Below are 23,576 nucleotides of genomic sequence, written 5' to 3'. Positions count from 1 at the left end.
TATTTCGAGCAAACCCTGATCGCGTTCTAAGGGTGGCGCAGAGGGTCGAGGCCATCAAGGGCGCTGGACAACTTCTACCATAGCTTGCACTGTCCTAGCCAAGCTGGTTGGTCAGGCTGGCAAGAAATTTGAATTGAGGTGCAATTTTTGCAGGTATTACGTGACCATTTCTTGAGAGCTGCGCATGAGATTGGACAGAGTGGTGAAAACGACACGCTTCCCTATGATATTGATGCCGGTTTCATCAGGGACAAGGCAGAGGACTTTGCCGACATATGCTTTTCGCTATTTCAACTTATTGATGTTCGCCCACCGGCAAAAGCCGCGGGCTATGTCAGTGAACTGACCATTGGAGCCGAGAGGCTGCTGGTTCCCTCTGGTTCGAATGGTTTCAGGATAACAACGAGAATTCACCCTTTCTGGAATCTATATCTTAATGGCCTTGGTTTGGCGATTGCGGAAGCAAATGAACCACATCGTAGTGAACGGGTGCATTCCTATCGCCTCGACATGACAGGTGCCGCCTACTTCGACCGCTCCCGCTCATGGCGAAGCTATAAAGAAGCCACGCTAGCTGAATCTGCTTTGAAGGATGGCGGTTGCGTTGTCGTCCAAACTGACATCTCAAGTTTTTATGAGCACGTATACCATCACCGACTTGAAAACGCCCTTGGCGACCTGAGCGATACGGGCTCCACTGTAGCAGCCCAAGTGGACCGCATATTGAGCAAACTCGCGGCAGGGCGATCGTTTGGCTTACCAGTTGGCGGTCAATGCGCGCGTGTGCTGGCTGAAGTCATGATGACGCCTATCGACCGGTCATTGTCAGATGCCGGTATTACTTGGCACCGCTATGTGGACGACTTCACATTGATTTGCACATCACAGCAAGATGCCTACCGGGCACTTTCTGTCCTGTCCCATTCGCTCGCGGACTATGGCCTGTCTCTCAACCGTACAAAGACAACAACACTAAGTGCAAAGCACTACGCAGACTACATCGCTGCGCAGCTAGGTCATGGTGAAGATGCGAGTGTTGCGCTACGGGAACTGGATTTGCATTTCGATCCTTATTCTGATGCTGCGCAAGGCGAGTATGAGCTGCTCAAGAAGTCTTTTGAGCAAATTGATGTGCAGTTCTTATTGGACCTTGAGAAAGAGAAGTCGCAACCCGACAATTTCGTCCTCGCCCAAATCGGACGGGCGCTAAAATTTCAAGAACCGAAGGTCGCAGCTCAACTATGCGCAACTCTGTTAGACCCAAAGAACCTAGACTCCTTCCGCGCGTCCTGGTCAAAGATCATGCGAGGAGTGTATTCAGTTCGTGCGAACGAAGAATTCGAGGCCGTCTTTGACCAAGTCGACAGCCTGCTTGATCGGGTGCCAGCTAATGTGCCCCACCTGCTTATGCCAGAGGCTAACAACTTGCATTATCTTCGTGCGATCAGGTTTTCGCGGACCGACGCTCGGGGAACATATGTAAGGAATGCATTTGACAACAGCTCGTCACCAGCGGTGAAGCGCGCATGTATTGACTGTTGGCGGCATTGGCGTGACAGACCCAGCTTCACTCGCTTGAGGAACCAATGGGAAAACCTGAGTCCCGATGAACAAAGGATGCTCTGGGTGGCGGCAGCGGAGTTCGGCGATGAAGGCGGCCATGCGAGAAGCCAATTGCGGAGGTCGGTTGGATCAGCTTGGAGGCTAGGCTTTGAATCCAAGAGGGGACCAACATTTGCGGCATCGTTCATCGACTGGGCAGAGAATGGCGCTTAATAGACTTCCGTTCCGTGACCCGCGCACAGTCGCAAGGGACATCCCGGGTGTGCTGGACATTTTGTTCCCTCGTCTGACAGGAGGTTTGGTTGCCTCAATCAACCGATGTGCTTTCACGTTTGACGGGCTTGAAACTGTTTCAAGCGAGTTGATTGAAGAAAGCGAACTACAGAAGGCTATGCTGTTTGAAATAGCCGTAGCACGCGTGGAGTTGATTCTTGCGGGGCATGGAGATCCGCGATGGGATGATTGCATCCAGACGGCAGCCCAGCGACAAAGCATGCACTACGATGCAAAAGTTCCAGTTGCTGTAAGTGAGAGTGACATTCTGATTGCAGAACATGCCGCTGACAACCTTGTACAGATGTTGCGGCGAACTCAAGAGCAGCGGCCGGGCAGCCAACTTGAGGCCGGTCCGGTCATCCCCGGAATGGGATGGATTGCAACAGGCAAAGGGGACTTTTCACTGGGGGAAATTCTGATTGAGGTGAAGCACACTGACCGAAATTTCGTGTCGGGTGACTTTCGGCAAGTTCTGATGTACTGGATCCTCAAGTATGCTTATGCCATCGAACATAATGATGACGTATGGTCCGACTGCCTGCTTCTGAACCCACGAAGAAATTCCGCTCTTTTGATCAACTTCAACAAGCTATTGCAGTCGGCCTCTGATAATTCCAACCAAGTTGAGATTTGCGAATTGCTGCGATCTATCGTGGGGCAAGACTTGGAAAGGCGATAGCGTCACCGTCCTAAAAGACGTCCTAGCTGACCGTCTTGGGCTTAGATCTCCCGGTAAGTGATTGATATATATGGTGCGCTCAGGCGGACTATCTTCGAACTCAAGTCTGGCCAGTTTCGTAGATGTCGCAATCGGTGAGATTGAACCGCGCCGAGTTTGCCGGGTGTTTTTGTCCTAGCTATCTTGGCATTAACTCAGCCGAACGGTACGGAACAACACTGCTGTTTACATGATTGTCACCGGCTGCACCGTCAGCCAACGTTCCGGCCCCAGCACAAGTAACGCCGTCATAGGGCAATTGAACGAGGGTGACTAACAAACACACATAATCCAAACAAAGTGGACCTCGAGCCTACGTCCGCTTTAGAGCTTGTAATCAGCGGAGAGTTGCCGTTCTCGTATCCTTTGAAGGTTTGCGATGCGCCTCAGCAGCCAGTCCAGTTTTCCGGCGCCACTTCAGACAGTGCTTTGCTTTCCTCTCATTCTATGCATGATCAACCTAGGGTATTTTAGGGATCTTTTGTGACTACCGATTTTATCAAGTATCGTACCAGCCTAGCTAGACGCTTCCAGACGATCACTCTGACTAGCACTGAAAGAGACAAGGCACGTAAGCAAAATCCATTTTCGCTGAACTACTTGCTCAGCTATTCCGACGGCGACTTTGAAACATTTGATGTAGTCGTAGCGAAGGCCGCACTGAGTGTGGCAAGAAGGGATACACGACAGTCTGGCATATTGGTTGTAGAACGCTTCCTGGAAGAAGACAGGGCCGACCTAATCAAACAGGTCATACTTGGCAAACGAGGGAGTAGCATAGGTTCTGGGCTTGGAGTAGCAGACAGATTTTTGCTTGGAACACCTGCAGACTTTGATCTGACTAGTAGGGAGAAGCGTGAGTGCTATGATGAAATGTTCAGAGCCCTGCAAATACGCACCCCTTTCGACAAAAAGGGAATGCTGCGTCTACTTGAAGCTATCAATCCTGACTACGATGGACGGCCCGTCAATAGTTTTGCTCAGTTAAGCGAGCTTATTTGGGAGTTTGTGCGTAGCTCATGGCCTCTGTTTGAGGCATCGGTCCTGCACATACCTCTAACCTACTTCTCTAGAGATCTTCACTTTAGCCATGACGAGATAGAGGAACATCTTGAGTTAATGAGGGCATACGGCCTTGAGCGCCTTCTTGGCCGTCTGATCGTGCTGCAAGCAGTCAGTGGCAGCGCCTCAGCAAGAACCGCCGTGTCGAGCTATGACGTATTGTCTGAATGCGAGTATTCTGATGAGCAAATATCTGAGCTTTCATCGTATTTTGAGAGCAAAAGAACAGGTGTCGAAAAGGCTGATCTTTCGAATATTGGACGGGGAAATCCGATCCAAAGAGCAACCTACCTGATCATCTATCTTAATGAGAGCACGGGGCCATTCAGTTTCCTTGAGCGATTGATTGACGTCTACAACGTCGACCCAAGTATACTGTGGCTCATTGATTGGCAACCATTTCTACCACTGATCGAACAAACCTCAGACTACCACTACACCCCAGAAATAGTTGCTATGGCTGCAATACTCAGCCAGGAAGGCGTACTCGACAAGGCTCCTACTGTGAAGGACTTATACATCCCGACAAGTGCGAATACTGACTTCTTCAATTACACGAGGTATTGTAGAGAAGAACTGAAGATGTCACCTCACCGCTACTTTGCGAGTTTTTCAAAGCTCCCGATTAACGTTCAGAGTGCTGTCTTCGAGTATATGCTCAGTCCTGGACAAATGGATTCAATAGCGAATATTTTTCCATCTTCACAGAAGATTATTGAACAGGTCGACAAAAGCTACACTGTTAATGCTCTCACCATAAAGCTCGATTGCATCAGCTATCTGAAAAAACGAGGACTTCTAAAGAAGAGTCTCTTAAAGTCCGCGGAAGAAAGCACAAGGCAGCGCCTCCGTCAGATCAAGTATGAAACCGATACGAGCGAGGGACGGATTCGGTTGAGCACAACAAAGCTGGCCTCAACAATTATGGAGTTCTATTTAGAGGAATTCAATCAAGTGCAGTTTGAACCAACAGTAGAAGACCATCGGCAATCGGCGCTGCACGACTTTCTCGAAGACAGAGCATATGACACTTTCTCCGAAGCACTTACACAGCACATATGCTTCGAAAGTCGTGTTGCGTTGGACTATTTGCTCAGCAATCTTCGACACAACTTTCTTCGCTTTAAGGTTGAGAGCGGAATAGATGCTGCATTTCATCGGCTTAACGAAGACCTCACAAGTTACAAATCCGTGATTTCTGACACTCTGGAAGATTACTATCGAAAATGGCTCACACTTTATGATGATCGTTCCTTTTTCAAAGGACTAATGTCGCAGATAAACGACGTTTTGCATGAGGCACACTCGGTTGATAGCTTACCCCCACGGATAATATCTGAGAGAATCGCAAAGATCACTAAAGACCGCTTTGACTCGCTATTGCTTACTTGCCGTGAGGTCTGGATGGGCGAGGTAAGACAGGAGGTAATCGACCTCGTAAAGGGCGAGTTGTCATTTGGAAATCATGCAAACGATACTGCTCTGGAGGATGCTATTGAAACCGAATTGGGGCGCGTCTTTGAAGATGCCGAGGGGTGGTTAACTGTAAACAATAACCCAATAAATAGGGAATTTGGACTGAGAGATCTTTTCTTATTCGAATCAACAAACTTCTCTTCAGCGAGAACTCGCATCAAACCGCTTCAAGTCGAGTGCTATGAGCACGGACCAGAAACTAAAGTGCCGATCTTCACGGGCAGAGATGTCAAAATACCTGGTCATCTATTTGATGCAATGGTGCAATTGGTACAAAATTTGCTCGAGAATGCCTTCAAGTATAGCCTCCTGCCACTCTCGGAGATATCCATCAGTGTATCGATAATTGATAGATTCGAAGACGGCATATCTATTGAGTTTCGCAATAACTTTGATCGTGAATACAAAGATGAAGTGCGTAGGAACTTGGTCCATTTCAACGAAAAGATCAAAACAGCAAGTAAAGTTGTGGCAGACGCCCCATTGGATGTAGGTGGGTCAGGTTTGCGAAGAATATATTTCGAGTTCTTCACTGTGTTCGGAGAGGATTTCGACCTAGCGGCGGATAGCTCTGAGTTCAGCAAGGATACATTTTTGGTTGTGTGTACTTTACCTCATCAAAATGGCTTTCACGATGGTTAGGCATGTTCTTTTCGTAGACGATAAACGTGAAAAGTATGTGGTAATGCGTCGGTTCGTTTCGTCGAACTACCCAAACTGGAAACTTGAATGGAACAAGCATTTTCGACAGGCTCAGAACAATTTGCGAGGGTCACATTTTGACCTACTCCTATTGGATATGTCGTTCGAAATTCACGGAGCAGCGTCGGAAGAGTTGACTTTCAATGGTCTAGCTGGCCTGCATGTACTTCAGTTTATGTGGCGGTCGAAAATCGAAATTCCGACGATTATTTGTACATCGCATGAGAACTACAGCGATCCTCGTTTCGGAACTATCAATGGACTTGATGAATTGACCGCCTATGTCCACAGAGTTTTTGGACCGACGGTTTTAGGTTGTGTCCTTATGACTGCCGACGAACAAGCCTGGAATAATGATTTAACGAGGTTACTAGAAGATGCGCCCATCTAGCGAAATCAACATCCTCCTTGTCGAAGATGTACAAACTAAGATGGACGAAGTTCTTGCGACTTTGCGAGGCATGGAATTTTCTTCCGTTGACGTCACCTTGAACATAGAAACAGCAACATGCTTTTCTGAGGCACAGACAGAGCTATCAAAAAACTTCTTTGATGTTATTGTCTTGGACCTGAAGATCCCCGTCATGCCAGAAGATGATGCGAGTCTTGAGCACTCAAAATCTTTGTATAGTTTCGTAAGAACATATGCGCCATCGAAGCCATTCTATATTTTGGGCTTGACGTCGGAGCCACTCGACAAAGTAGACAAGGTATTCACTGAGAACTCCAACTTCGCCATTCGCAAGTATGATGCTGAAGGTGTTTGGGTTGAAACACTACAGAATCGCATCGAGTTCGTTGTGGGTGCTAAATCAGGGCTTGCAAACCACTTGAATAACAATGTGGGGATTGAAGTGCTGATAGTGACAGCCAGAAAATCGAACGAGTTCGATCCGATTTATGACTCAATAGACTGGCTGGGAGGGCGAACCAAGAAGTCTTCGAAAGTGAACGGCTTGCACAACGCATTTGGCCATATCAGGCTTTCGACGGGCAAGGAAATATCCGTAGGAATGGTTTGCCTGGAAGAGATGGGACTATCGCATTCAGCAGCGGTTGCGTCGAATTTGATCAACACATTCCGTCCGAGACACTTGGCAATGTTAGGTATGTGCTGTGGCTTGAAGAAAATAACTAATCCTGCAAGGAGGAAGCCATCAGGCAGCCAGTGTAAACTGGGAGACGTAATCGTTGCTCGTGAAACTTGCTGCTGGGATGAAGGAAAATATGAATCAACAGATCCAAAGCTGCTCGATAGTCCGTTCTTTTACAACCGCGCAGTTGATAAGAAACCCGAGAGTGAGTTTTGGCGATCTGTTGATCGATTTCTCGATGAGAGCCAAAAGGGGATACAAGATGAGGTTTCGGAGTATTATCGGTCCCAAGATTTGGAAAAGATCAAAAAGGGCTTGAAGGGGAAGGTAGCCTTTTCTCCAGAGGCCGAATTGCATTGGGGTGGTATGGTTTCAGGTGCTTGCGTGATTGACTCTCAGGAATTGATTGGAAACATCGAAACACGCTTTCCCAGAGCGTTGGCACTCGAGATGGAAGCGCATTCCATCTATGCAGCGGTTGAATGCACAATGGGTGTCAAACCAAAAACCCTTGTGATAAAGGGTGTCGCCGACTTTGGAGATGGTACGAAAGCAAAGCCTGTTCAGGGCATCGCTTCGGTTGGAGCTTACTTGACCTATAGAGCAATTTTAGAGAACCAGTATATTAAGGATAGCATAGCTTAGTAGCTACCCAAAGGGGCTCCCTGCGGCCATTAGATTGGTCGTACACTCCACCCCATCGCGGGCACAGCCACAAGCAAAGACGGCCCCGAGGTGTCATTTGCTACTATTGCGCCAAGGCCCGCTTTCCTGACCAGTTCATTGAAAGGAAACTTGTTCACCGTCTGTCTATTTCTAGGTATGTTTGGCTGCAAAAGAAGAGGTCGAGCAGGATGGCACAGAATTCTGAGATCGAGTGGACCGATGCGACGTGGAATCCGGTAACGGGATGCACGAAGGTCGGGCCTGGGTGCGACCACTGTTACGCGGAAAGGTTCGCTGAACGATGGCGCGGGATTGAGGGGCACCCATACGAACAGGGCTTCGATATGCGGCTCTGGCCGTCGCGCCTTGGGCAGCCTGCAATGTGGAAGAAGCCGCGCATGATCTTCGTCAATTCGATGAGCGACCTTTTCCACAAGGACATCCCGCGCGACTTCATCGACCGCGTGTTCGATGCGATGGAGGCGGTGGATTGGCACGTGTATCAGGTCCTGACTAAGCGGTCATCTCTAATGCGCAACTACGTGCGCCGTCGGTATGATGGTGATCGAGTGCCGTCGCATATCTGGCTCGGTGTGTCCGTCGAGGATGCTGCGAACAAGGGGCGGATCGAGCATCTTCGGCAGATCAACTCGGACGCACGTTTCATCTCATTCGAACCGCTGCTAGGTCCAATTGGCGAGGTTGATTTAACGGGTATCGCATGGGCGATTGTCGGTGGCGAAAGCGGACCAGGCGCACGTGCGATGGAAGCCGCTTGGGCGACCGAAGTGCGCATCGCCTGCGTGCATTACGACGTGGCTTTCTTCTTCAAACAATGGGGCGGCGCGCGACCGAAATCCGGCGGTCGCCTCCTTGAGGGCGAGGAATGGAATGGGTTTCCGTGGCAGATCGTGCCTAAGGCGATCATGGCTGAATTACAGTAACGAAAGACCCATATGGCAGCAGATTTAGACCTTTACCGTGACCGTGAACAATCATTCATCAAGCATCAGTTCTTGACGAGATATCTTCAAACGGCGGCTTACAAGACCCTGCAAGGTCACTCGCCGACGTTCAACTTCGTGGACGCCTTCGCCGGTCCTTGGCGCGTGTCGGACGATGCGAAATATTCGGACGCCTCGTTCGATCAGGCCATCAATACACTGGAAGCCGTTCGTGCCGATCTCGGCAAGCGCGGCGTCGGTGGGCTGAAGATTCGCTTCTGTTTCTGCGAGCAGCGGCCAGAAGCAGTTGCGCGCCTGCGTGAGTACGCTGCGTCCAAAGGTCGGTTCGAGATACACATTTTCGAAGGCGCGTTCGAAGACAACCTCAACGCCATCGCGGCGCAATTGACAGACGGTTTTACATTCACCTTCATCGACCCAACGGGCTGGAACATTCGTACCGAGGACGTGTTTAGTTTTCTACACGCGCAGAATGGCGAGTTCATGCTGAATTTCATGTCGGACCACATCAATCGACATGCCGAGTATCATGAGGTAGCTGCATCGTTCGGACGGTTCCTAGCGGACGCCGAATGGGCAGATGAGTTTACGCGCCTGCCGTCCGAATGGAGCAACGAGCGAAAGATGCTGCACTTGATGAAAGCCGCAATTCGCGCGAACAAGGCGGCATCATACCTACCAGATTTCTCGATCATGGTGCCGAGGCGTGAACGATTGAAGATGCGGCTCATACTGGGGACGCACAGCCCAGCCGGTTTGGAGGTGTTTCGCGACGTTCAAGAGAAAGTCGAGAAGCAGGAATTGGAGATGAGGCACAACCTTCGAGAAGGTGACAGCCTGCAGGTCAGCCTGTTCTCATCCGAGGACATCGCGGCGATCCAACAGGAGCAGAAGGGGGTTGGTTGCAAGACGAACAGGGCTCGGGCTGAGGAGATCATAGTGGATTTTCTGAAAGGTCGGACACGGGCGTTCCCCGGTCCAATGTTCAATCTTGCGATGGAGGAAGTTCCAATCCGTCGTACGCATCTGAACAAGGTTCTCTTGAACATGCGGGAACGGGGCGTCGTCCGCTTCGAGCTTCCAGCTAGGAAACGGGTGCCCCAGGCAAACACTTCCATTTCCTTGCCCTAACGGGTTCACGAGGCGACGAATGACCGCTCCCAAAGCAACCCAATGACCCATGGCACCCGCAGTAAACGGACGCTTTCCGCCGTTGGGTGCCACACTTATCGGGGGCAGTTCTTGGAAACGAACAAAAAAGCCAGTTCTGTCAGCAGAACGCCCCAAAAGTCGGCAAAAATGGTGGAAGTTGCGTTCTTACCCGACAAAAGTTGCAAGTCTCGCCGGACAAGTTGCGATTCATACCGGACATCACAATAGGAAAGCTGGCTGGGGTGTTAGGATTCGAACCTACGGTACACGCTACCAAAAAGCGTTGCCTTACCAACTCAACGGTCCACCGAGATTATCTCCGCTAGCCCAATGCGAGGAGTCATCTCGATTTCAGTCTCAAATTGGTCTTGAAAGCTAACCAAACGGACAGATCAGCAAGCTTATGCTCCAAATCTGCACTCTTATGGTCTACTGACAATTGTTTGATTTTATTGGTGAGCCGTGATGGGTTCGAACCATCGACCTACTGATTAAAAGTCAGTTGCTCTACCAACTGAGCTAACGGCCCACAACGTAGCGTACTTAGAAAGGTCGACCGTCAGGGTCAACCCCTCAAATCACGTGGTGGCTGGCTAAGTCGTCCGCCTTTGATTATATGCCCGGCCATGACACCGACTGCGCCAACATATCTGCCGTTCATGAAGATGCATGGGCTGGGAAATGACTTTGTCGTCGTCGATTCCCGCGACGCTGGCGTACAGATCGATGCCGCGCTGGCCGTCGCCATGGCGGATCGTCATCGGGGTGTGGGATTCGATCAGTTGGCGGTGTTGTCCGATGATCCCGAAGCCGATTTGCATCTGACGTTCTGGAATAGTGATGGCACGCTCTCTGCCGCCTGTGGCAACGCCACACGCTGTATCGCACGGCATGTGATGGACATGACCGGGCGGGATACGCTGATCTTGCGTACCGATCGTGGTTTGCTCGAGGCGCGCGATGCGGGCGGAGGGCTGACCGCAGTGAATATGGGCCATCCGATGCTGGATTGGGCCGATGTGCCGTTGGCGTCAGCCCATGATACGTTGTCGCTCCCCCTTGACGGAAGCCCCGTTGCGACCGGCATGGGCAATCCGCATTGCACGTTTTTCGTTCCGGATGCCGAAGCCGTCGATCTGGAGGCGCGGGGGGCGGAGATGGAATGGCATCCCCTGTTTCCGCAACGCACCAACGTGCAATTCGCCAGCTTGCTGGGTCCTGATCACCTGCGCATGCGCGTGTGGGAAAGGGGGGTAGGTGTGACGCTTGCATCCGGCTCCTCCTCATGTGCGGTTGCGGTGGCTGCGGCCCGGCGCGGATTGACGGGGCGCGATGTGAAGATCACCCTCGATGGCGGTGAGATCGCGGTGCGTTGGGCGGATGATGGTGTCTGGATGACGGGCCCGACGGCGCATGTCTTTGACGGAAAGTGGTGGATCGGATGAGCGGTGCACCACTCTTTTCCAACCATGGTTGCCGGTTGAACGCCTATGAGACCGAGGCGATGAAAGAGCTTGCCCGACAGGCGGGGCTGCGGGATGCGGTCGTCGTCAATACCTGTGCGGTCACGGCAGAGGCCGTGCGCAAGGCCCGGCAGGACATCCGCAAGCTGCGGCGTGAAAATCCCGGTAAGCGCCTGATCGTGACCGGATGTGCGGCGCAGACGGAGCCCCAGACATTCGCGGCGATGGATGAGGTCGATGTCGTCCTGGGTAATACGGAGAAGATGCAGCCGACGACTTGGCAAGGGCTGACCCCCGATTGGGTTGGGCAGACAGAGCCTGTTCAGGTGGACGATATCATGTCGGTCACAGAAACAGCTGGTCATCTGATCGACGGTTTTGGCACGCGCAGCCGCGCCTATGTGCAGGTGCAGAATGGGTGCGACCACCGCTGTACGTTTTGCATAATTCCTTACGGGCGCGGAAATTCGCGTTCGGTCCCTGCCGGTGTGGTTGTTGATCAGATCAAGCGGTTGGTGGATCGGGGTTATAACGAGGTCGTTTTGACCGGTGTTGACCTGACCAGCTGGGGGGCGGATCTGCCTGCGGCGCCCAAGCTGGGTGATCTGGTCATGCGGATTTTGCGACTCGTCCCGGATTTGCCCCGTCTGCGGATCAGTTCGATCGACAGTATTGAGGTGGATGAGAACCTGATGCAGGCCATCGCCACCGAACCGCGGTTGATGCCGCATCTGCATTTGTCGCTGCAGCATGGCGATGATCTGATCCTGAAGCGCATGAAGCGTCGGCATTTACGTGACGATGCGATCCGCTTTTGCGAGGACGCCCGCCGACTGCGCCCTGACATGACATTTGGCGCTGACATCATCGCCGGATTCCCGACCGAGACCGAGGCGATGTTTGCCAATTCCGAGGACTTGGTTACGGCCTGTGATCTGACGTGGCTGCATGTTTTTCCTTATTCGCCTCGCCCCGGCACGCCTGCGGCGCGCATGCCGCAGGTCAAGGGGCCTGAGATCAAGGAACGGGCCGCCCGCTTGCGCGGGTTGGGTGCGGCGCAAGTTGCCGTCCATTTGAATGGCCAGCTTGGCAAAGATCATGATGTGCTGATGGAAAGCCCACGTATGGGACGGACGACGCAATTCGCCGAGGTGCGTTTTGCCTCGGACCAGCCTGAAAGCCGGATTGTGCGTGCAAAGATCGCCGGTGTGGCTGACGCCCATCTTGTTGCCTGAGTGATGGAAACGCAGCCCATTCTGTGGTCATTTCGACGCTGCCCTTATGCGATGCGCGCGAGATTGGCGATTTTGGCCAGCGGTGTGCAGGTGACGCTGCGCGAGATATTGTTGCGCGACAAACCTGCGGCGTTCCTTGCGACCTCACCCAAAGGAACCGTGCCGGTGCTGGATACGGGGGATAAGGTTATTGAAGAAAGCCGCGATATCATGTCGTGGGCTTTGGGCCGCCATGACCCGATGGATTGGTTGAATATGCCCGCCGAAGCGGTTGACCTTATCGATCATTGCGACGGCCCGTTCAAAGCTGCGCTGGATCGGACGAAATATGCAGTTCGTTATCCTGACAGCGACCCCGAGAAGGCGCGAGCGACGGCAATGGAGTTCCTGCGTATTCTGGACGCCCGTCTTGAGGGGCAGCCCTGCCTGACCGGCGCATCGCCCCGCATGGTGGATATGGCGATCCTGCCCTTTGTCCGGCAGTTCGCCCATATCGATCGGGTTTGGTTCGATGCGCAAGGCATTGGAAATGTAGCGCGATGGCTTGATCGTTTCTTGTCGTCATCGGAATTTGCGGCGATCATGGTCAAACATCCGCCATGGCGGCCGGGACAGGCCCCCGTTCAGTTCCCTGATATGCAAAAGGACCTCGCGTCGTGAAATTGCTGATATCGCCCCCGTCGCCATTTGTCCGCAAGGTACGCGTGTTGCTGCGCGAGGCCGACCTGATGGACCGGGTGACCGAGGTTGAGGTTTCGACGACGCCGCTTGCCACTGATCTGGTGGTGATGGCGGCCAATCCCGTTGGTAAAATCCCCACATTGATCCGTGACGAAGGCCCCGCCATTTACGACAGCCGTGTGATTTGCAGGTATCTGGATACGTTGGCTGAGACGGATTTCTATCCCTCCAGCCGTTTGTGGGAGGTTCTGACGTTGGAGGCGACGGCGGATGGGATCATGGATGCGGCCGTCGGTATGGTTTACGAAGCGCGGTTCCGGCCGGAAGCGCAACAATCACCTGAATGGTTGGAGGCGCAATGGGAGAAAGTCGATCGGGCGGTCAGTGCGCTGAACATGCGATGGATGAGCCACTTGGCCGGTCCGGTACATACGGGGCAGATCGCTGTTGGTTGCGCGTTATCCTACCTTGATTTTCGTCATGAGGGACAAGACTGGCGCGCGGGTCATGATGCGCTTGCCGCATGGCATGCCGCGTTTGTCGCGCGGGATAGCATGGTCGAAACCCGACCATAGGAACTGTTGATGACGAAATGGGTCCCGCTCCGGTGACAAAGGATAAATGTCAGCAGATTCTAAAAGTTGAAGCTGAGCCCGAGATTGACCGCGTTGGTCACGATGTCCGTTTCCAGCGTCCCACCGGTGTCGAGATCGGCGGTGTTGGACGAGAACGTCCCCTTGTATTCGCCGAAGACGGACCACTGGTCATTGATCGGATAGCTTGCCCCGGCGATCCATGTCGCGGCAGGACCGGTCAGTTGGTAGCTGAAAGTTTCTGAATCGCTGTTCGCCACCTCGACATATGGCACCGAAACACCCACGCCGCCGCCGATATAGGGTGACACTTCGCCAAACGCGCTGGACCACCGACGATAGGCATTGACAGTCAGCGTGTTCAGGCCATCGGTAAATTCTAGCACGTCATAGCCCGCCGGAAGTTCATCATTCTCGGGGTAAACCTTGTTGTGCGTGAAATCGAGACCGTACCCGAATTCCGGGGATCGCCATTTGGTTGCCCGGATGCCATAGTAAGGGGGCGCTTCCAATGAGCGTCCTTCCCAAGCGATCGAGAAGTCACCGTCCGGAATACTGTCATCATCGCGAATCGACACGTCCGACGATGGGGCGGACTGCACCCCGCCATAAAAGCTCAACTCGACCTCAGCCGCGGCGGCAGAAGTCGCGAGAATGACACATATGCTGGTCGCAAATATGCGGTTCATGTTCTTTTTCCCGAGGCGAGCAGTTCGTGGTCCACAGGTAGGCTGGTCATTCGTATATAACAAGGAAAGGTTAACCGAACTCTAATCAACATCCTGTGCTTGTGTCACTGCTGTCACAAAACTGCGAAAAACCGGGTCTAACTGCCCGCTTTTAGGCCGAAATTTGCCTATTCGGTCAAAAATTTCCACCGCTGACTTGTCGGACGTGACAGTTGGTTAACACAGATTCTCTCGTCTGACGTGTGGCCATCGTTCGTCCATCCTCCTGCGTGATATTGTCCGCTGGACTGATCCGCATTTGGTGGCTAAACAGCGCAAAATTGGAACGATGCGCCTATCGTTCTATGTGTTTGTGCGGGCGGTCAGCCTGATAAGTTTGGAGAAGCATCCAGTGTCACACACAGATGAAGCGCACGGCACGCGCCGAGATTTTTTATATTACGCAACTGCAGGGGCTGGTGCTGTTGTCACGGGTGCAGCGGTTTGGCCGCTGGTGAACCAGATGAACCCTTCGGCGGACGTTTTGGCGCTGGCCTCGATCCGTGTCGATGTGAGTGCTGTCGATCCCGGAACGCAGATTACGGTGCCATGGCAAGGCAAGCCGGTTTTCATCCGCTCACGGACCGAAGAGGAAATATCCGAGGCGCGCGCCGTCGATGTGGATAGCCTGCCCGACGCCGAAGCGTTCAATGCCAACCTCCCCGAAGGTACACCGGCGACCGACGAAAACCGGGCTCTGTCAGAGGATGGAAAATGGCTGGTGCAGATGGGTATCTGCACCCATCTGGGCTGCGTGCCATTGGGCGAAGATGGTGAGTTTGGCGGGTGGTTCTGCCCTTGTCATGGGTCGCACTACGATACGTCGGGCCGCATCCGCAAAGGACCCGCGCCCCGCAACCTGCCCATCCCCATTGCGACATTCGTAGATGAAACAACCATTCAACTTGGCGAAGCCGGTTAAGGAGAGAGCATTATGGCTGGTATCCCCCACGACCATTACGAGCCCAAGTCCGGCGGTGAAAAGTGGCTGCATAGCCGCCTGCCGATCCTCGGGTTGATGTATGACACATTGATGATCCCCACGCCCAAGAACCTGAACTGGATGTGGATCTGGGGCATCGTTCTGACCTTCACGCTGGTCCTGCAGATCATCACCGGCATCGTGCTGGTGATGCATTATGTGCCGCATGTGGATATGGCGTTCAACTCGGTCGAGCACATCATGCGTGATGTGAACGGTGGCCACATGATCCGTTATTTCCACATGAATGGCGCATCGCTGTTCTTTGTCGCTGTGTACCTGCACATGTTCCGGTCGCTCTACTACGGGTCCTACAAGGCCCCGCGTGAGGTGACGTGGATCATTGGGATGCTGATGTATCTGATCATGATGGGCACGGCCTTTATGGGCTATGTTCTGCCTTGGGGGCAGATGTCGTTCCACGGAACGGCCGTGATCACGGGCCTGTTCGGCGCGATCCCGTTCGTGGGTGAGTCCGTGCAGACGTGGCTTTTGGGTGCATCGGCTGTGGGTCAGCCTGCGCTGAACCGCTTCTTCTCATTGCACTATCTTTTGCCCTTCGTCCTGCTGGGCCTGACCATGGTGCATATCTGGGCTTTCCATACGACCGGCAACAACAACCCGACCGGGGTCGAGGTGCGCCGGACCAGCAAGGAGGATGCGCAGAAGGATACGCTGCCATTCTGGCCTTACTTTGTGATCAAGGACCTTTTCGCGCTGGCCATCATTCTGGCCGTGTTCATGGCTGTGGTCGGCTTTATGCCGAATTATCTGGGCCACCCCGATAACTATATCCCTGCCAATGCGCTGGCGACGCCCGCACATATCGTGCCTGAATGGTATTTCCTGCCGTTCTACGCGATCCTGCGTGCGTTCACCGCCGACGTCTGGTTGGTGCAGATCGTGGACTTCATCAGCTTCGGCATCATCGACGCCAAGTTCTTTGGTGTGTTGGCGATGTTCGGTGCGATCGCCGTAATGGCGCTGGCCCCGTGGTTGGATACATCTACGGTGCGCTCGGGCCGCTATCGCCCGATGTTCAAATGGTGGTTCTGGCTGCTGGTCGTCGATTTCATCATCCTGATGTGGGTCGGCGCCCGCCCGGCAGAATTCCCCTATGATTGGATCGCGTTGATCGCGTCGACCTATTGGTTTGCCTACTTTCTGGTGATCCTGCCGCTTCTGGGCGTGATCGAGAAACCGATGACGCCGCCCGCCACGATCGAAGATGACTTCAACGCGCACTATGCGCCGCATGCAAGAGGTAAAAAACCTCTTGCGAGCCCGGCCGAGTGAGAAAGGACGAAAGACTGATGTTCCGTAAATTCACTCTCAGCGCCGCTGCCGCGCTTGCCCTGACGACCGGGCAGGCCATGGCGGCGGAAGTCGAAACCGAAATTCATGATTTCGCATTCTCGTTCGAAGGACCGTTCGGTAGCTTTGACCAGATGCAGTTGCAGCGCGGTCTGCAGGTCTACACCGAGATCTGCGCGGCCTGCCACGGTTTGGAATTGGTGGCGTTCCGCAATCTTGCCGATGACGGTGGGCCCGGTATGCCAAGCGATCAGATGCGCGCCTATGCCGAGTTCTACGAGATTTTCGATCCGACCCTTTTCGATGGTGAAGGCGATTTTCGGACCGCGACACCCGCGGACAAGTTCCCTGGTTCACAGCTGGCCAACGCACCTGACCTGAGCCTGATGGCCAAGGCGCGGGCTGGTTTCCACGGTCCCTATGGCACTGGCATCAGCCAATTCGTGAACGGTATGGGTGGCGCGGAATATATCGCGTCATTGTTGACCGGCTATCATGACGAACCGGAATGCGCGTTGGAAGGCGAGCCGATGGAAGGCTATTATAACGTGGCCTTCGCCGCTGGCGGTTTTCCTGAAAGCTGCAAGGATGAGAACGGCAAACACAAGGTGCCTGGCAGCTGGATCGCGATGGCACCGCCGCTTTACGGTGATGACGTCGATTATGCCGATGGCCATTCGACCGAGTTGGAAGAAGTCGCGATGGACGTTTCTGCCTTCCTGATGTGGACGGCAGAGCCGAAGATGATGGCGCGCAAGCAGGCCGGTTTGACCGGTGTGATCTTTCTGACGGTTCTGTCGGTGCTTTTGTACCTGACGAACAAGCGTCTGTGGGCGCCGCATAAGAAAAAGGACTGATCCTCTGGTCGACCGAACCCTGAAAGGCCCGCATTTCGCGGGCCTTTAGCTTTTGCTCGTCTCACCCAGATAAGCGGCCAGCGCAGGTGGTGGTGTCGCGAAAAGCGTTTCCGTGGCCAACGGCGGTGCCGCCCGACCGTCGGCGACCAGAACGGTCTCATCCGCCACCCGCCTTGCATCGGCCGGGTCGTGGGTGACCATGATGACCGTTCGTCCGGCGCCCGTCAGCGTGTCTTTGACCAGATCCAGCATATCGCGACGCAACGCCGGACCAAGGGCGGCAAAAGGTTCGTCCAGCAACACCACAGGTCGGTCGGCGAGCAACACCCGGGCGAGCGCTGCCCGGCTTTGCTGTCCGCCTGACAGTGCGGCGGGCCGACGACTTTCCATGCCCTCAAGGCCGACACGGGTCAGAACTTCCGATACCCGTGCCTGATCAGCGACGCCAAGCCGCAAGCGGGGCGCGATGGCAAGTCCGACGTTCTGGGCGATGGTCAGATGCGGGAACAGGTTGTGATCCTGAAACAGGATGCTGATTGGGCGACTGCCGGGAGAAAGTTGCGTTAGGTCCTTGTCTTCGTAGAGGATGCGCCCTTCTGCCGGGGCCAAAAACCCAGCAAGAGCGGCGAGAAGCGTAGATTTACCCGCGCCCGACGGTCCGACCAAAGCGGTGATCACTTGTGGTACAAATGCAAGGTCCATCGACAGTTTGAAGTTGCCTTGTTCCAACACGAGCGCTTTACACTGCAACATGCGCGCGCCCTCCGCGATCGCAGATCCAGAACATCGTAAGGCTGAGCAGCAAGAGCAGCAGACCCGTGCTTGCCGCGGCCTCAATCTGGTAAGCTCCCATTAGCCGATACATGGCAAGTGGCAGCGTCGCCTGAGATTCGCCCGCGAACAGCGTGATGACCCCTAGATCACCCATGGAAAGCGCCGCGGCGATACCTGCACCAAAGCCGAGCGGCCGCCTGATCCGTGGCAGCACCACGATACGAAGCCAAGGCCAAAGCCCGAAACCCAGCGTCGCGCCAAGCCGCTGATAGTCGCGGTTCACGTCCGCGACGGCCGGCAGGATGGCCCGCAAGACAAAGGGCAGCGCCAGTGTCGCGTTGACGAGTGCAGTGACCACAAGGGCCAGGCTGGATGGTCTGACGAAGGGGAAGACGATCAGGAACGCGCCCGTACCGACCACAAGGCCAGAGGCAGCGAGGGGCAGAGCACCGATCAGCGTCGCCCAACGATGGCTGGACAGGGCCAGCGCGACGGACATCATGATGCACAGAATTGCCGATATCGTGGCAACAAGGACGGACCGCCAGGCCGCGGCCCAGACGACACCGGGCATATCGAAAATACCAGGCAGGCCATTCAAGAAGACCATGGCGAGTGGTAGGATCAGGAACAGCGCCGCGGCTGCCATGACGATGCCGTCCCACAGTGGTCTTGGCAGGTCCCAGCGCTGCACCACCCGGTCCATCCCACCGCTGAGCCCGTCATGTCCTGTGACCCGCCATGTGATGATTGTTGCGATACCGCAAAGCCCGAATTGGACCGCCGCCAGCATCGCTGCCCGCCCGAGGTCGAAGTCGAACCGTAGCGCTTGGTAGATGGCTAGCTCGACCGTCGTGGCACGGGGGCCACCGCCGAGGGTCAGCGCTACCGCAAAGCTGGTCAGGCAGATCAGGAAGATCACCAGAAAGATGCCGGGGACGACCGCGCGCAGCATGGGCTTTTCCAGAAAGTGCCACACGGGCGTGTTGAGCGTCGCGGCGAGCCGGAATCGTTCTGCCGGGATGCTAAGCCAGCCTTGCAGGATCAGCCGCGTTGCGAGTGGCAGGTTGAAAAAGACATGCGCGAGAATGACGCCGTGGAAACCATAAATCGAGATGGGTGGCAGGCCGAGCATGGCCAAGCCGTCATTGACGACCCCGCCGCGTCCAAAGACGGCCAGCAGCCCAAGGACCGCCACGATCACCGGGAGCAGAAATGGCGCGCCAAGGAGCGTGATCAGCGCGCCGCGCCCCTGGAATTGCCGCCGCGCAAGCGCGCGCGCGACGGGTATCGCGAGAATGACGCTTAACCCGGCTGAGACAAGCGCCTGAGTGACCGTGAACCGGATCGCGGCCCAATCTGCCGCGGACAAACCGCTCGCCCATTGTGCCCGCCACGCGACGGCGGCGAGCGTGCCCAGCGTCAACGCGAGCACCAGCGCGCCCGAAAGCGCACCGGGCCAACGCGGAACTATTGCGACAGCGCGTTGCGCCATTCATCCAGCGCCGCGTCGCGTTTTTCGGCTGCGTCCTCTGCTGACAGCAAAAGCGGTTTTTCAGGGTTGATCAGCGTCTCGAACCCATCGGGCAGCCCACTTGCGGGTGTCACCGCGGGATACATCCAGTTGGTTGTCGGAATGACACTTTGGAAGGCTTCGGACACCATGAATGCCATGAACTGATCGGCCAATTCCGGTTGATCTGTCCCGGCGAGTTTACCCGCGACCTCGACCTGCACGTAGTGCCCTTCGTCGAAGGCCCATGCGACCTTGCTGGGGTCCTCTTCCGCGATCAGGTGGTAGGCAGGCGATGTCGTGTAGGACAGAACCGCATCGACTTCTCCATCTACGAATAGGCCATAAGCCTCGGACCAACCGGGGGTAACGGTGACGATGTTGTCGGACAGACCGGTCCAGATCTCGGCGGCGTCATCGCCATAGGCCGTTTTAACCCACATCAAAAGGCCAAGGCCGGGTGTGGATGAACGGGGGTCCTGGATCGCGATCTTGATGTCGCTTTCGGCCAGCGCTTTCAATGAGGCGGGCGCTGGGTCATCCGCGTTGCCGACGAAGGCGAAATAACCCCAGTCGAACGGCAGGAAATCCGCATCTTCCCAGTCAATGGGTAGATCGAGTGCGGCATCCACGCCATGCGGTGCGAACAGGCCGGTTTTGCGGGCCACGGCAGTCAGGTTTGTGTCAAGGCCCAGCACGATGTCTGCATCGGTCCGGGGTCCTTCAAGCTGCAGTCGCGCGAGCAATGCCGCCCCGTCGCCCGCGCCCAGAAATTGCAGATCGCAGGCGCACGTCTCTTCGAAAGCGGCCTCGATCGCGGGGCCGGGGCCCCATTCGCTGACGAAGCTGTCATAGGTCAGGACTTGCAGCACCGGGGTTTCGGCCAAAGCGCCTGTGGCACCAAAAGCAAGTCCCGCGACAGCTGGCAGATAGGTGAACTTGGGCATCATATCCTCCAAATGCGACGGGCGGATTGGGGGATAGCTTACGCGCTAAACCTTCCCTCCGCCGGTCTTAACCGGTTCAGGTTCAACGGGTCCGCGAAATTGCATCTCAGCCTTTGGAAGGCCCCCCGAGGTGACACTTTAGTATCGTTGGATTTCAGGAATGAAAAGGGGGCGCTGTCGGCCCCCTTTCCAAGTCAGGTTGCCGCGTGCGGTATCTCGACCTCATGATCGTCGATGATCCCGGCATCGGGGTCTTCGAAGGTCGTCATGTCGATCTGACCTTCACCCTTCGCGACGATGGATGTCACGACAGCATCGCCGGTGATGTTGACCGCCGTCCGGATCATATCCATCAACCGGTCGACACCCAGAATGATGGCGATCCCTTCGATCGGCAGCCCGACCTGGCTGAGCACCATGGTCAGCATGACCAGCCCGACCCCCGGAACGCCCGCCGTCCCGATCGAGGCGAGTACAGCCATACCGATCACGGTCAGATAACCCATCAGTCCCAGATCAATGCCGTAGACATTGGCGAGAAACACGGTCGCGACGCCTTGCATGATGGCCGTCCCGTCCATGTTGATCGTCGCACCGAAAGGCACGCAGAACGAGGCGACCGATTTCTTCACCCCGACACGTTCCGTCACGCACCGATATGTCACGGGGATTGTGGCGTTCGAACTTGCCGTTGAAAAGGCAAAGACCTGGGCCGAGCGCATCTTGCGCATGAAGGTCAGAGGGTTCAGCCCCGACAACAGCTTCAGCATACCCGGCAAGGTGATAAACAGGTGGATGCCCAAAGCTGCGACCAGCGTGATCACGTAGGCCAGCACGGGGATGAACAGACCGATCCCTTGTTCGGCAAAGGTTTTCGCGATGAGGCAGAACACACCGTAAGGCGCGAAGGCCATGACGATGGATACGACCTTCATCATCAGGTCGTTCATAAAGGACACCGCCGCGTTGAATGGTTTCGCCTCGTCGCCCATCATCAAGACGGCGATCCCCAGAATGACGGTATAGAAAATCACCTGCAGCATCTCGCCATTGGCGAAGGCGGCGATCGGGTTGGTCGGCACGATGGCTGCAAAGACCTGCCAGACCGTCGGTGCCTCGCGTCCGGTGACACCGCTCGTGTCGATTCCGGTCATGTCGAACCCTTTGCCGGGGCCGACCAGAGTTGCGAGTGTGATCGCCACCGCGATGGCGATCGCCGTCGTCGTCAGATAAAGCGCGAACGATTTCGTCCCGACGCGCCCCAGAACGCGAATGTCGCCGATGCCGGTCACGCCACCCAGCAGCGAGAAAAAGACGAGCGGAACGACCAGCATTTTCAGAGCATTGACGAACATGGTGCCGACCATGCCGAAGAAACCGGCGACCAGATGCTGGTTCAGAAATTCAATGTTGATTTGGTTAAGGATCACGCCAAGGACGACACCAGCCCCCATCGCGATCATGATTTTCATCGTCAGCGACATCCCCGTGTCGCCATGACGTGCCGTTGTATCCGCCATTCGAAATCCCCCGTTTTTTGAATACCCGAGGTTGAGTGTCTCACACCTTTCTCAATTCTCAAAATTTTGGGGCTACCGCCCCCGGAACGGAGGAATTGAACAATAGGCGGGCCTCCTGTAATCGCGTGCCAGTCAAAGAGGCAGTGCACATGTCGTTCAACACATTCGGTCATTTATTCCGGTTCACCACATGGGGGGAAAGCCACGGCGCTGCGCTGGGCGCGACCGTCGATGGGTGTCCGCCGGGTGTGGCACTGACGCCTGCGATGATCCAGCATTCGCTGGATAAGCGGCGCCCAGGGTTGAACAAGAACACGACACAACGAAACGAGCCCGACACAGTCGAGATTTTGTCGGGCGTGTTCGACGGCCGGACGACGGGCACGCCGATCCAGTTGACGATCCGCAACACTGATCAACGGTCCAAGGATTACGGCGAGATCGCCCAAACCTTTCGCCCGGGCCACGCCGATATCACCTATCACCAGAAATATGGCATTCGCGATTATCGCGGCGGCGGGCGGTCCTCAGCACGTGAAACGGCCGCGCGTGTGGCGGCGGGTGGTGTAGCACGGGAGGCGATCAAATCGATTGCCCCGAACGTGCAGATCAAAGGCTATATGGTGCAGATGGGCGAAAAGATCATCGATCGCGCCCGGATGGATTGGGCACAGATCGATCAGAATGATTTCTTCTGTCCCGATGCCAGGGCGGCTGCCGAATGGTCCGACTATCTGGCTTGGCTCCGTAAGGACGATCACAATTCGGTCGGCGCGATGATCGAGGTCGTCGCCCGCGGTGTGCCGGCGGGGATCGGTGCACCGATCTATGCCAAGCTCGATACTGATCTGGCGGCTGCGATGATGTCCATCAACGCGGTCAAGGGCGTGGAAATCGGTGAGGGCATGGCGGCTGCCAGCCTGACAGGGCGCGAGAATGCGGATGAGATTTTCATGGGGCAGGGCGGGCCGGAATACAGTTCGAACCATGCCGGCGGCATTCTGGGGGGGATCAGCACCGGTCAGGATATTGTCGTGCGTTTTGCGGTGAAGCCGACATCGTCCATCCTCAGCCCTCGTCAGTCGATCCGCATCGATGGGTCACCGACAGAGGTCGTAACCAAAGGCCGACATGACCCGTGCGTCGGTATTCGCGCAGTGCCAGTGGGCGAGGCGATGATGGCCTGCGTGATCCTTGATCATTTGTTGCTGGATCGCGGCCAGACCGGTGGCGCACGGGGTGCGATCGGCCCGGGTGCGTGATTTGTGGGAGTTGTTGTTCGTCTTAACCAACTG

The 23,576-nt window shown here is 55.2% G+C and carries 20 protein-coding genes, 1 tRNA gene and 1 riboswitch; of the genes, 15 read left to right on the top strand and 6 right to left on the bottom strand.

What is annotated here, in order from left to right; translation table 11 throughout:
- Positions 1–138: 138 nt before the first annotated feature.
- From V8J85_RS17995 to tcmP, 7 genes are all read left to right on the top strand, one after another.
- Complete coding sequence (locus V8J85_RS17995) at positions 139–1,776, top strand: RNA-directed DNA polymerase (RefSeq protein ID WP_339955159.1); 1,638 nt, start codon at positions 139–141, stop codon at positions 1,774–1,776.
- A gap of 49 nt (positions 1,777–1,825) precedes the next feature.
- A complete protein-coding gene (locus V8J85_RS17990) occupies positions 1,826–2,518 on the top strand; it encodes a hypothetical protein (protein WP_339955158.1) in 693 nt (230 codons plus the stop codon).
- A 522-nt stretch (positions 2,519–3,040) separates the two neighbouring features.
- Positions 3,041–5,737, top strand: coding sequence for a hypothetical protein (locus tag V8J85_RS17985; RefSeq protein WP_339955157.1), 2,697 nt, complete (start codon positions 3,041–3,043; stop codon positions 5,735–5,737).
- A 157-nt stretch (positions 5,738–5,894) separates the two neighbouring features.
- On the top strand, positions 5,895–6,188 hold the full coding sequence (locus V8J85_RS17980) for a hypothetical protein (RefSeq protein WP_339955156.1): 294 nt from the start codon (positions 5,895–5,897) through the stop codon (positions 6,186–6,188).
- A 40-nt stretch (positions 6,189–6,228) separates the two neighbouring features.
- Entirely contained in the window at positions 6,229–7,536 is a 1,308-nt protein-coding gene (locus V8J85_RS17975; RefSeq protein WP_339955155.1) for a hypothetical protein, read from the top strand.
- 209 nt (positions 7,537–7,745) lie between these two features.
- Positions 7,746–8,501, top strand: a complete 756-nt coding sequence (locus V8J85_RS17970) for a DUF5131 family protein (RefSeq protein WP_339955154.1) — start codon at positions 7,746–7,748, stop codon at positions 8,499–8,501.
- Between the two features lie 12 nt (positions 8,502–8,513).
- Positions 8,514–9,653 (top strand): three-Cys-motif partner protein TcmP, encoded by a 1,140-nt coding sequence (tcmP, locus tag V8J85_RS17965; RefSeq protein WP_339955153.1) that lies wholly within the window; start codon positions 8,514–8,516, stop codon positions 9,651–9,653.
- A 474-nt stretch (positions 9,654–10,127) separates the two neighbouring features.
- Here tcmP and V8J85_RS17960 read toward each other — a convergent pair.
- Positions 10,128–10,203: transfer RNA gene (locus V8J85_RS17960), tRNA-Lys, on the bottom strand.
- A gap of 97 nt (positions 10,204–10,300) precedes the next feature.
- Between V8J85_RS17960 and dapF the strand changes: the two genes are divergently transcribed.
- The 4 genes from dapF to V8J85_RS17940 are packed head-to-tail and all read left to right on the top strand — an operon-like array spanning position 10,301 to position 13,628.
- Positions 10,301–11,119, top strand: a complete 819-nt coding sequence (gene dapF / locus V8J85_RS17955; protein WP_339955152.1) for a diaminopimelate epimerase — start codon at positions 10,301–10,303, stop codon at positions 11,117–11,119.
- A complete protein-coding gene (gene mtaB, locus V8J85_RS17950; protein WP_339955151.1) occupies positions 11,116–12,372 on the top strand; it encodes a tRNA (N(6)-L-threonylcarbamoyladenosine(37)-C(2))-methylthiotransferase MtaB in 1,257 nt (418 codons plus the stop codon). Before dapF ends, mtaB begins: the two co-directional genes overlap by 4 nt.
- 3 nt (positions 12,373–12,375) lie before the next feature.
- On the top strand, positions 12,376–13,032 hold the full coding sequence (locus tag V8J85_RS17945) for a glutathione S-transferase (RefSeq protein ID WP_339955150.1): 657 nt from the start codon (positions 12,376–12,378) through the stop codon (positions 13,030–13,032).
- The gene (locus tag V8J85_RS17940; protein WP_339955149.1) at positions 13,029–13,628 is read left to right on the top strand and encodes a glutathione S-transferase; all 600 of its coding nucleotides are present in this window, start codon (positions 13,029–13,031) and stop codon (positions 13,626–13,628) included. Before V8J85_RS17945 ends, V8J85_RS17940 begins: the two co-directional genes overlap by 4 nt.
- A 59-nt stretch (positions 13,629–13,687) precedes the next feature.
- Here V8J85_RS17940 and V8J85_RS17935 read toward each other — a convergent pair whose 3' ends face one another.
- Positions 13,688–14,335: an outer membrane protein gene (locus V8J85_RS17935; RefSeq protein WP_339955148.1), complete on the bottom strand. Its 648-nt coding sequence runs from the start codon at positions 14,333–14,335 to the stop codon at positions 13,688–13,690.
- Positions 14,336–14,726: 391 nt separating this feature from the next.
- Between V8J85_RS17935 and petA the strand changes: the two genes are divergently transcribed.
- Genes petA through V8J85_RS17920 form a run of 3 tightly spaced genes read left to right on the top strand, consistent with a single transcriptional unit; the run spans position 14,727 to position 17,527 of the window.
- On the top strand, positions 14,727–15,296 hold the full coding sequence (petA, locus tag V8J85_RS17930; RefSeq protein ID WP_339955147.1) for a ubiquinol-cytochrome c reductase iron-sulfur subunit: 570 nt from the start codon (positions 14,727–14,729) through the stop codon (positions 15,294–15,296).
- Between the two features lie 12 nt (positions 15,297–15,308).
- Entirely contained in the window at positions 15,309–16,652 is a 1,344-nt protein-coding gene (locus tag V8J85_RS17925) for a cytochrome b (protein ID WP_339955146.1), read from the top strand.
- Positions 16,653–16,669: 17 nt separating this feature from the next.
- A complete protein-coding gene (locus V8J85_RS17920; RefSeq protein ID WP_339955145.1) occupies positions 16,670–17,527 on the top strand; it encodes a cytochrome c1 in 858 nt (285 codons plus the stop codon).
- A gap of 45 nt (positions 17,528–17,572) precedes the next feature.
- Here the strand turns inward: V8J85_RS17920 and V8J85_RS17915 are convergent, their stop codons facing one another.
- The 4 genes from V8J85_RS17915 to V8J85_RS17900 all read right to left on the bottom strand — a co-directional run bounded on the left by V8J85_RS17915 (position 17,573) and on the right by V8J85_RS17900 (position 22,281).
- Entirely contained in the window at positions 17,573–18,280 is a 708-nt protein-coding gene (locus V8J85_RS17915; protein WP_339955144.1) for a thiamine ABC transporter ATP-binding protein, read from the bottom strand.
- Positions 18,267–19,796, bottom strand: coding sequence for a thiamine/thiamine pyrophosphate ABC transporter permease ThiP (locus V8J85_RS17910; RefSeq protein ID WP_339955143.1), 1,530 nt, complete (start codon positions 19,794–19,796; stop codon positions 18,267–18,269). The genes V8J85_RS17915 and V8J85_RS17910 overlap by 14 nt, the downstream gene beginning before the upstream one ends.
- Positions 19,772–20,761, bottom strand: coding sequence for a thiamine ABC transporter substrate binding subunit (gene thiB / locus V8J85_RS17905; protein WP_339955217.1), 990 nt, complete (start codon positions 20,759–20,761; stop codon positions 19,772–19,774). The genes V8J85_RS17910 and thiB overlap by 25 nt, the downstream gene beginning before the upstream one ends.
- Positions 20,762–20,797: 36 nt before the next feature.
- Positions 20,798–20,899, bottom strand: a riboswitch (TPP riboswitch).
- Positions 20,900–20,955: 56 nt separating this feature from the next.
- Positions 20,956–22,281, bottom strand: a complete 1,326-nt coding sequence (locus V8J85_RS17900; RefSeq protein WP_339955142.1) for a dicarboxylate/amino acid:cation symporter — start codon at positions 22,279–22,281, stop codon at positions 20,956–20,958.
- Positions 22,282–22,430: 149 nt separating this feature from the next.
- On the opposite strand from V8J85_RS17900, the gene aroC reads away from it, so the two are divergent.
- Positions 22,431–23,543, top strand: coding sequence for a chorismate synthase (gene aroC / locus V8J85_RS17895; protein ID WP_339955141.1), 1,113 nt, complete (start codon positions 22,431–22,433; stop codon positions 23,541–23,543).
- Positions 23,544–23,576 lie beyond the last annotated feature (33 nt).

It is taken from the genome of Yoonia sp. 2307UL14-13 (genome assembly GCF_037572755.1).
Classification (GTDB): Bacteria; Pseudomonadota; Alphaproteobacteria; order Rhodobacterales; family Rhodobacteraceae; genus Yoonia.
This window is presented reverse-complemented; position numbering and strand designations above follow the sequence as displayed.

Excerpts from the sequence above, each read along its gene's own strand:
- aroC (WP_339955141.1), top strand. The coding sequence starts at position 22,431 with ATGTCGTTCAACACATTCGGTCATTTATTCCGGTTCACCACATGGGGG.
- V8J85_RS17935 (WP_339955148.1), bottom strand. The coding sequence starts at position 14,335 with ATGAACCGCATATTTGCGACCAGCATATGTGTCATTCTCGCGACTTCT.
- V8J85_RS17910 (WP_339955143.1), bottom strand. The coding sequence starts at position 19,796 with ATGGCGCAACGCGCTGTCGCAATAGTTCCGCGTTGGCCCGGTGCGCTT.
- V8J85_RS17970 (WP_339955154.1), top strand. The coding sequence starts at position 7,746 with ATGGCACAGAATTCTGAGATCGAGTGGACCGATGCGACGTGGAATCCG.
- tcmP (WP_339955153.1), top strand. The coding sequence starts at position 8,514 with ATGGCAGCAGATTTAGACCTTTACCGTGACCGTGAACAATCATTCATC.
- V8J85_RS17915 (WP_339955144.1), bottom strand. The coding sequence starts at position 18,280 with ATGTTGCAGTGTAAAGCGCTCGTGTTGGAACAAGGCAACTTCAAACTG.
- thiB (WP_339955217.1), bottom strand. The coding sequence starts at position 20,761 with ATGCCCAAGTTCACCTATCTGCCAGCTGTCGCGGGACTTGCTTTTGGT.
- mtaB (WP_339955151.1), top strand. The coding sequence starts at position 11,116 with ATGAGCGGTGCACCACTCTTTTCCAACCATGGTTGCCGGTTGAACGCC.
- dapF (WP_339955152.1), top strand. The coding sequence starts at position 10,301 with ATGACACCGACTGCGCCAACATATCTGCCGTTCATGAAGATGCATGGG.
- V8J85_RS17925 (WP_339955146.1), top strand. The coding sequence starts at position 15,309 with ATGGCTGGTATCCCCCACGACCATTACGAGCCCAAGTCCGGCGGTGAA.
- V8J85_RS17945 (WP_339955150.1), top strand. The coding sequence starts at position 12,376 with ATGGAAACGCAGCCCATTCTGTGGTCATTTCGACGCTGCCCTTATGCG.
- V8J85_RS17920 (WP_339955145.1), top strand. The coding sequence starts at position 16,670 with ATGTTCCGTAAATTCACTCTCAGCGCCGCTGCCGCGCTTGCCCTGACG.
- V8J85_RS17975 (WP_339955155.1), top strand. The coding sequence starts at position 6,229 with ATGGACGAAGTTCTTGCGACTTTGCGAGGCATGGAATTTTCTTCCGTT.
- V8J85_RS17900 (WP_339955142.1), bottom strand. The coding sequence starts at position 22,281 with ATGGCGGATACAACGGCACGTCATGGCGACACGGGGATGTCGCTGACG.
- V8J85_RS17980 (WP_339955156.1), top strand. The coding sequence starts at position 5,895 with ATGTCGTTCGAAATTCACGGAGCAGCGTCGGAAGAGTTGACTTTCAAT.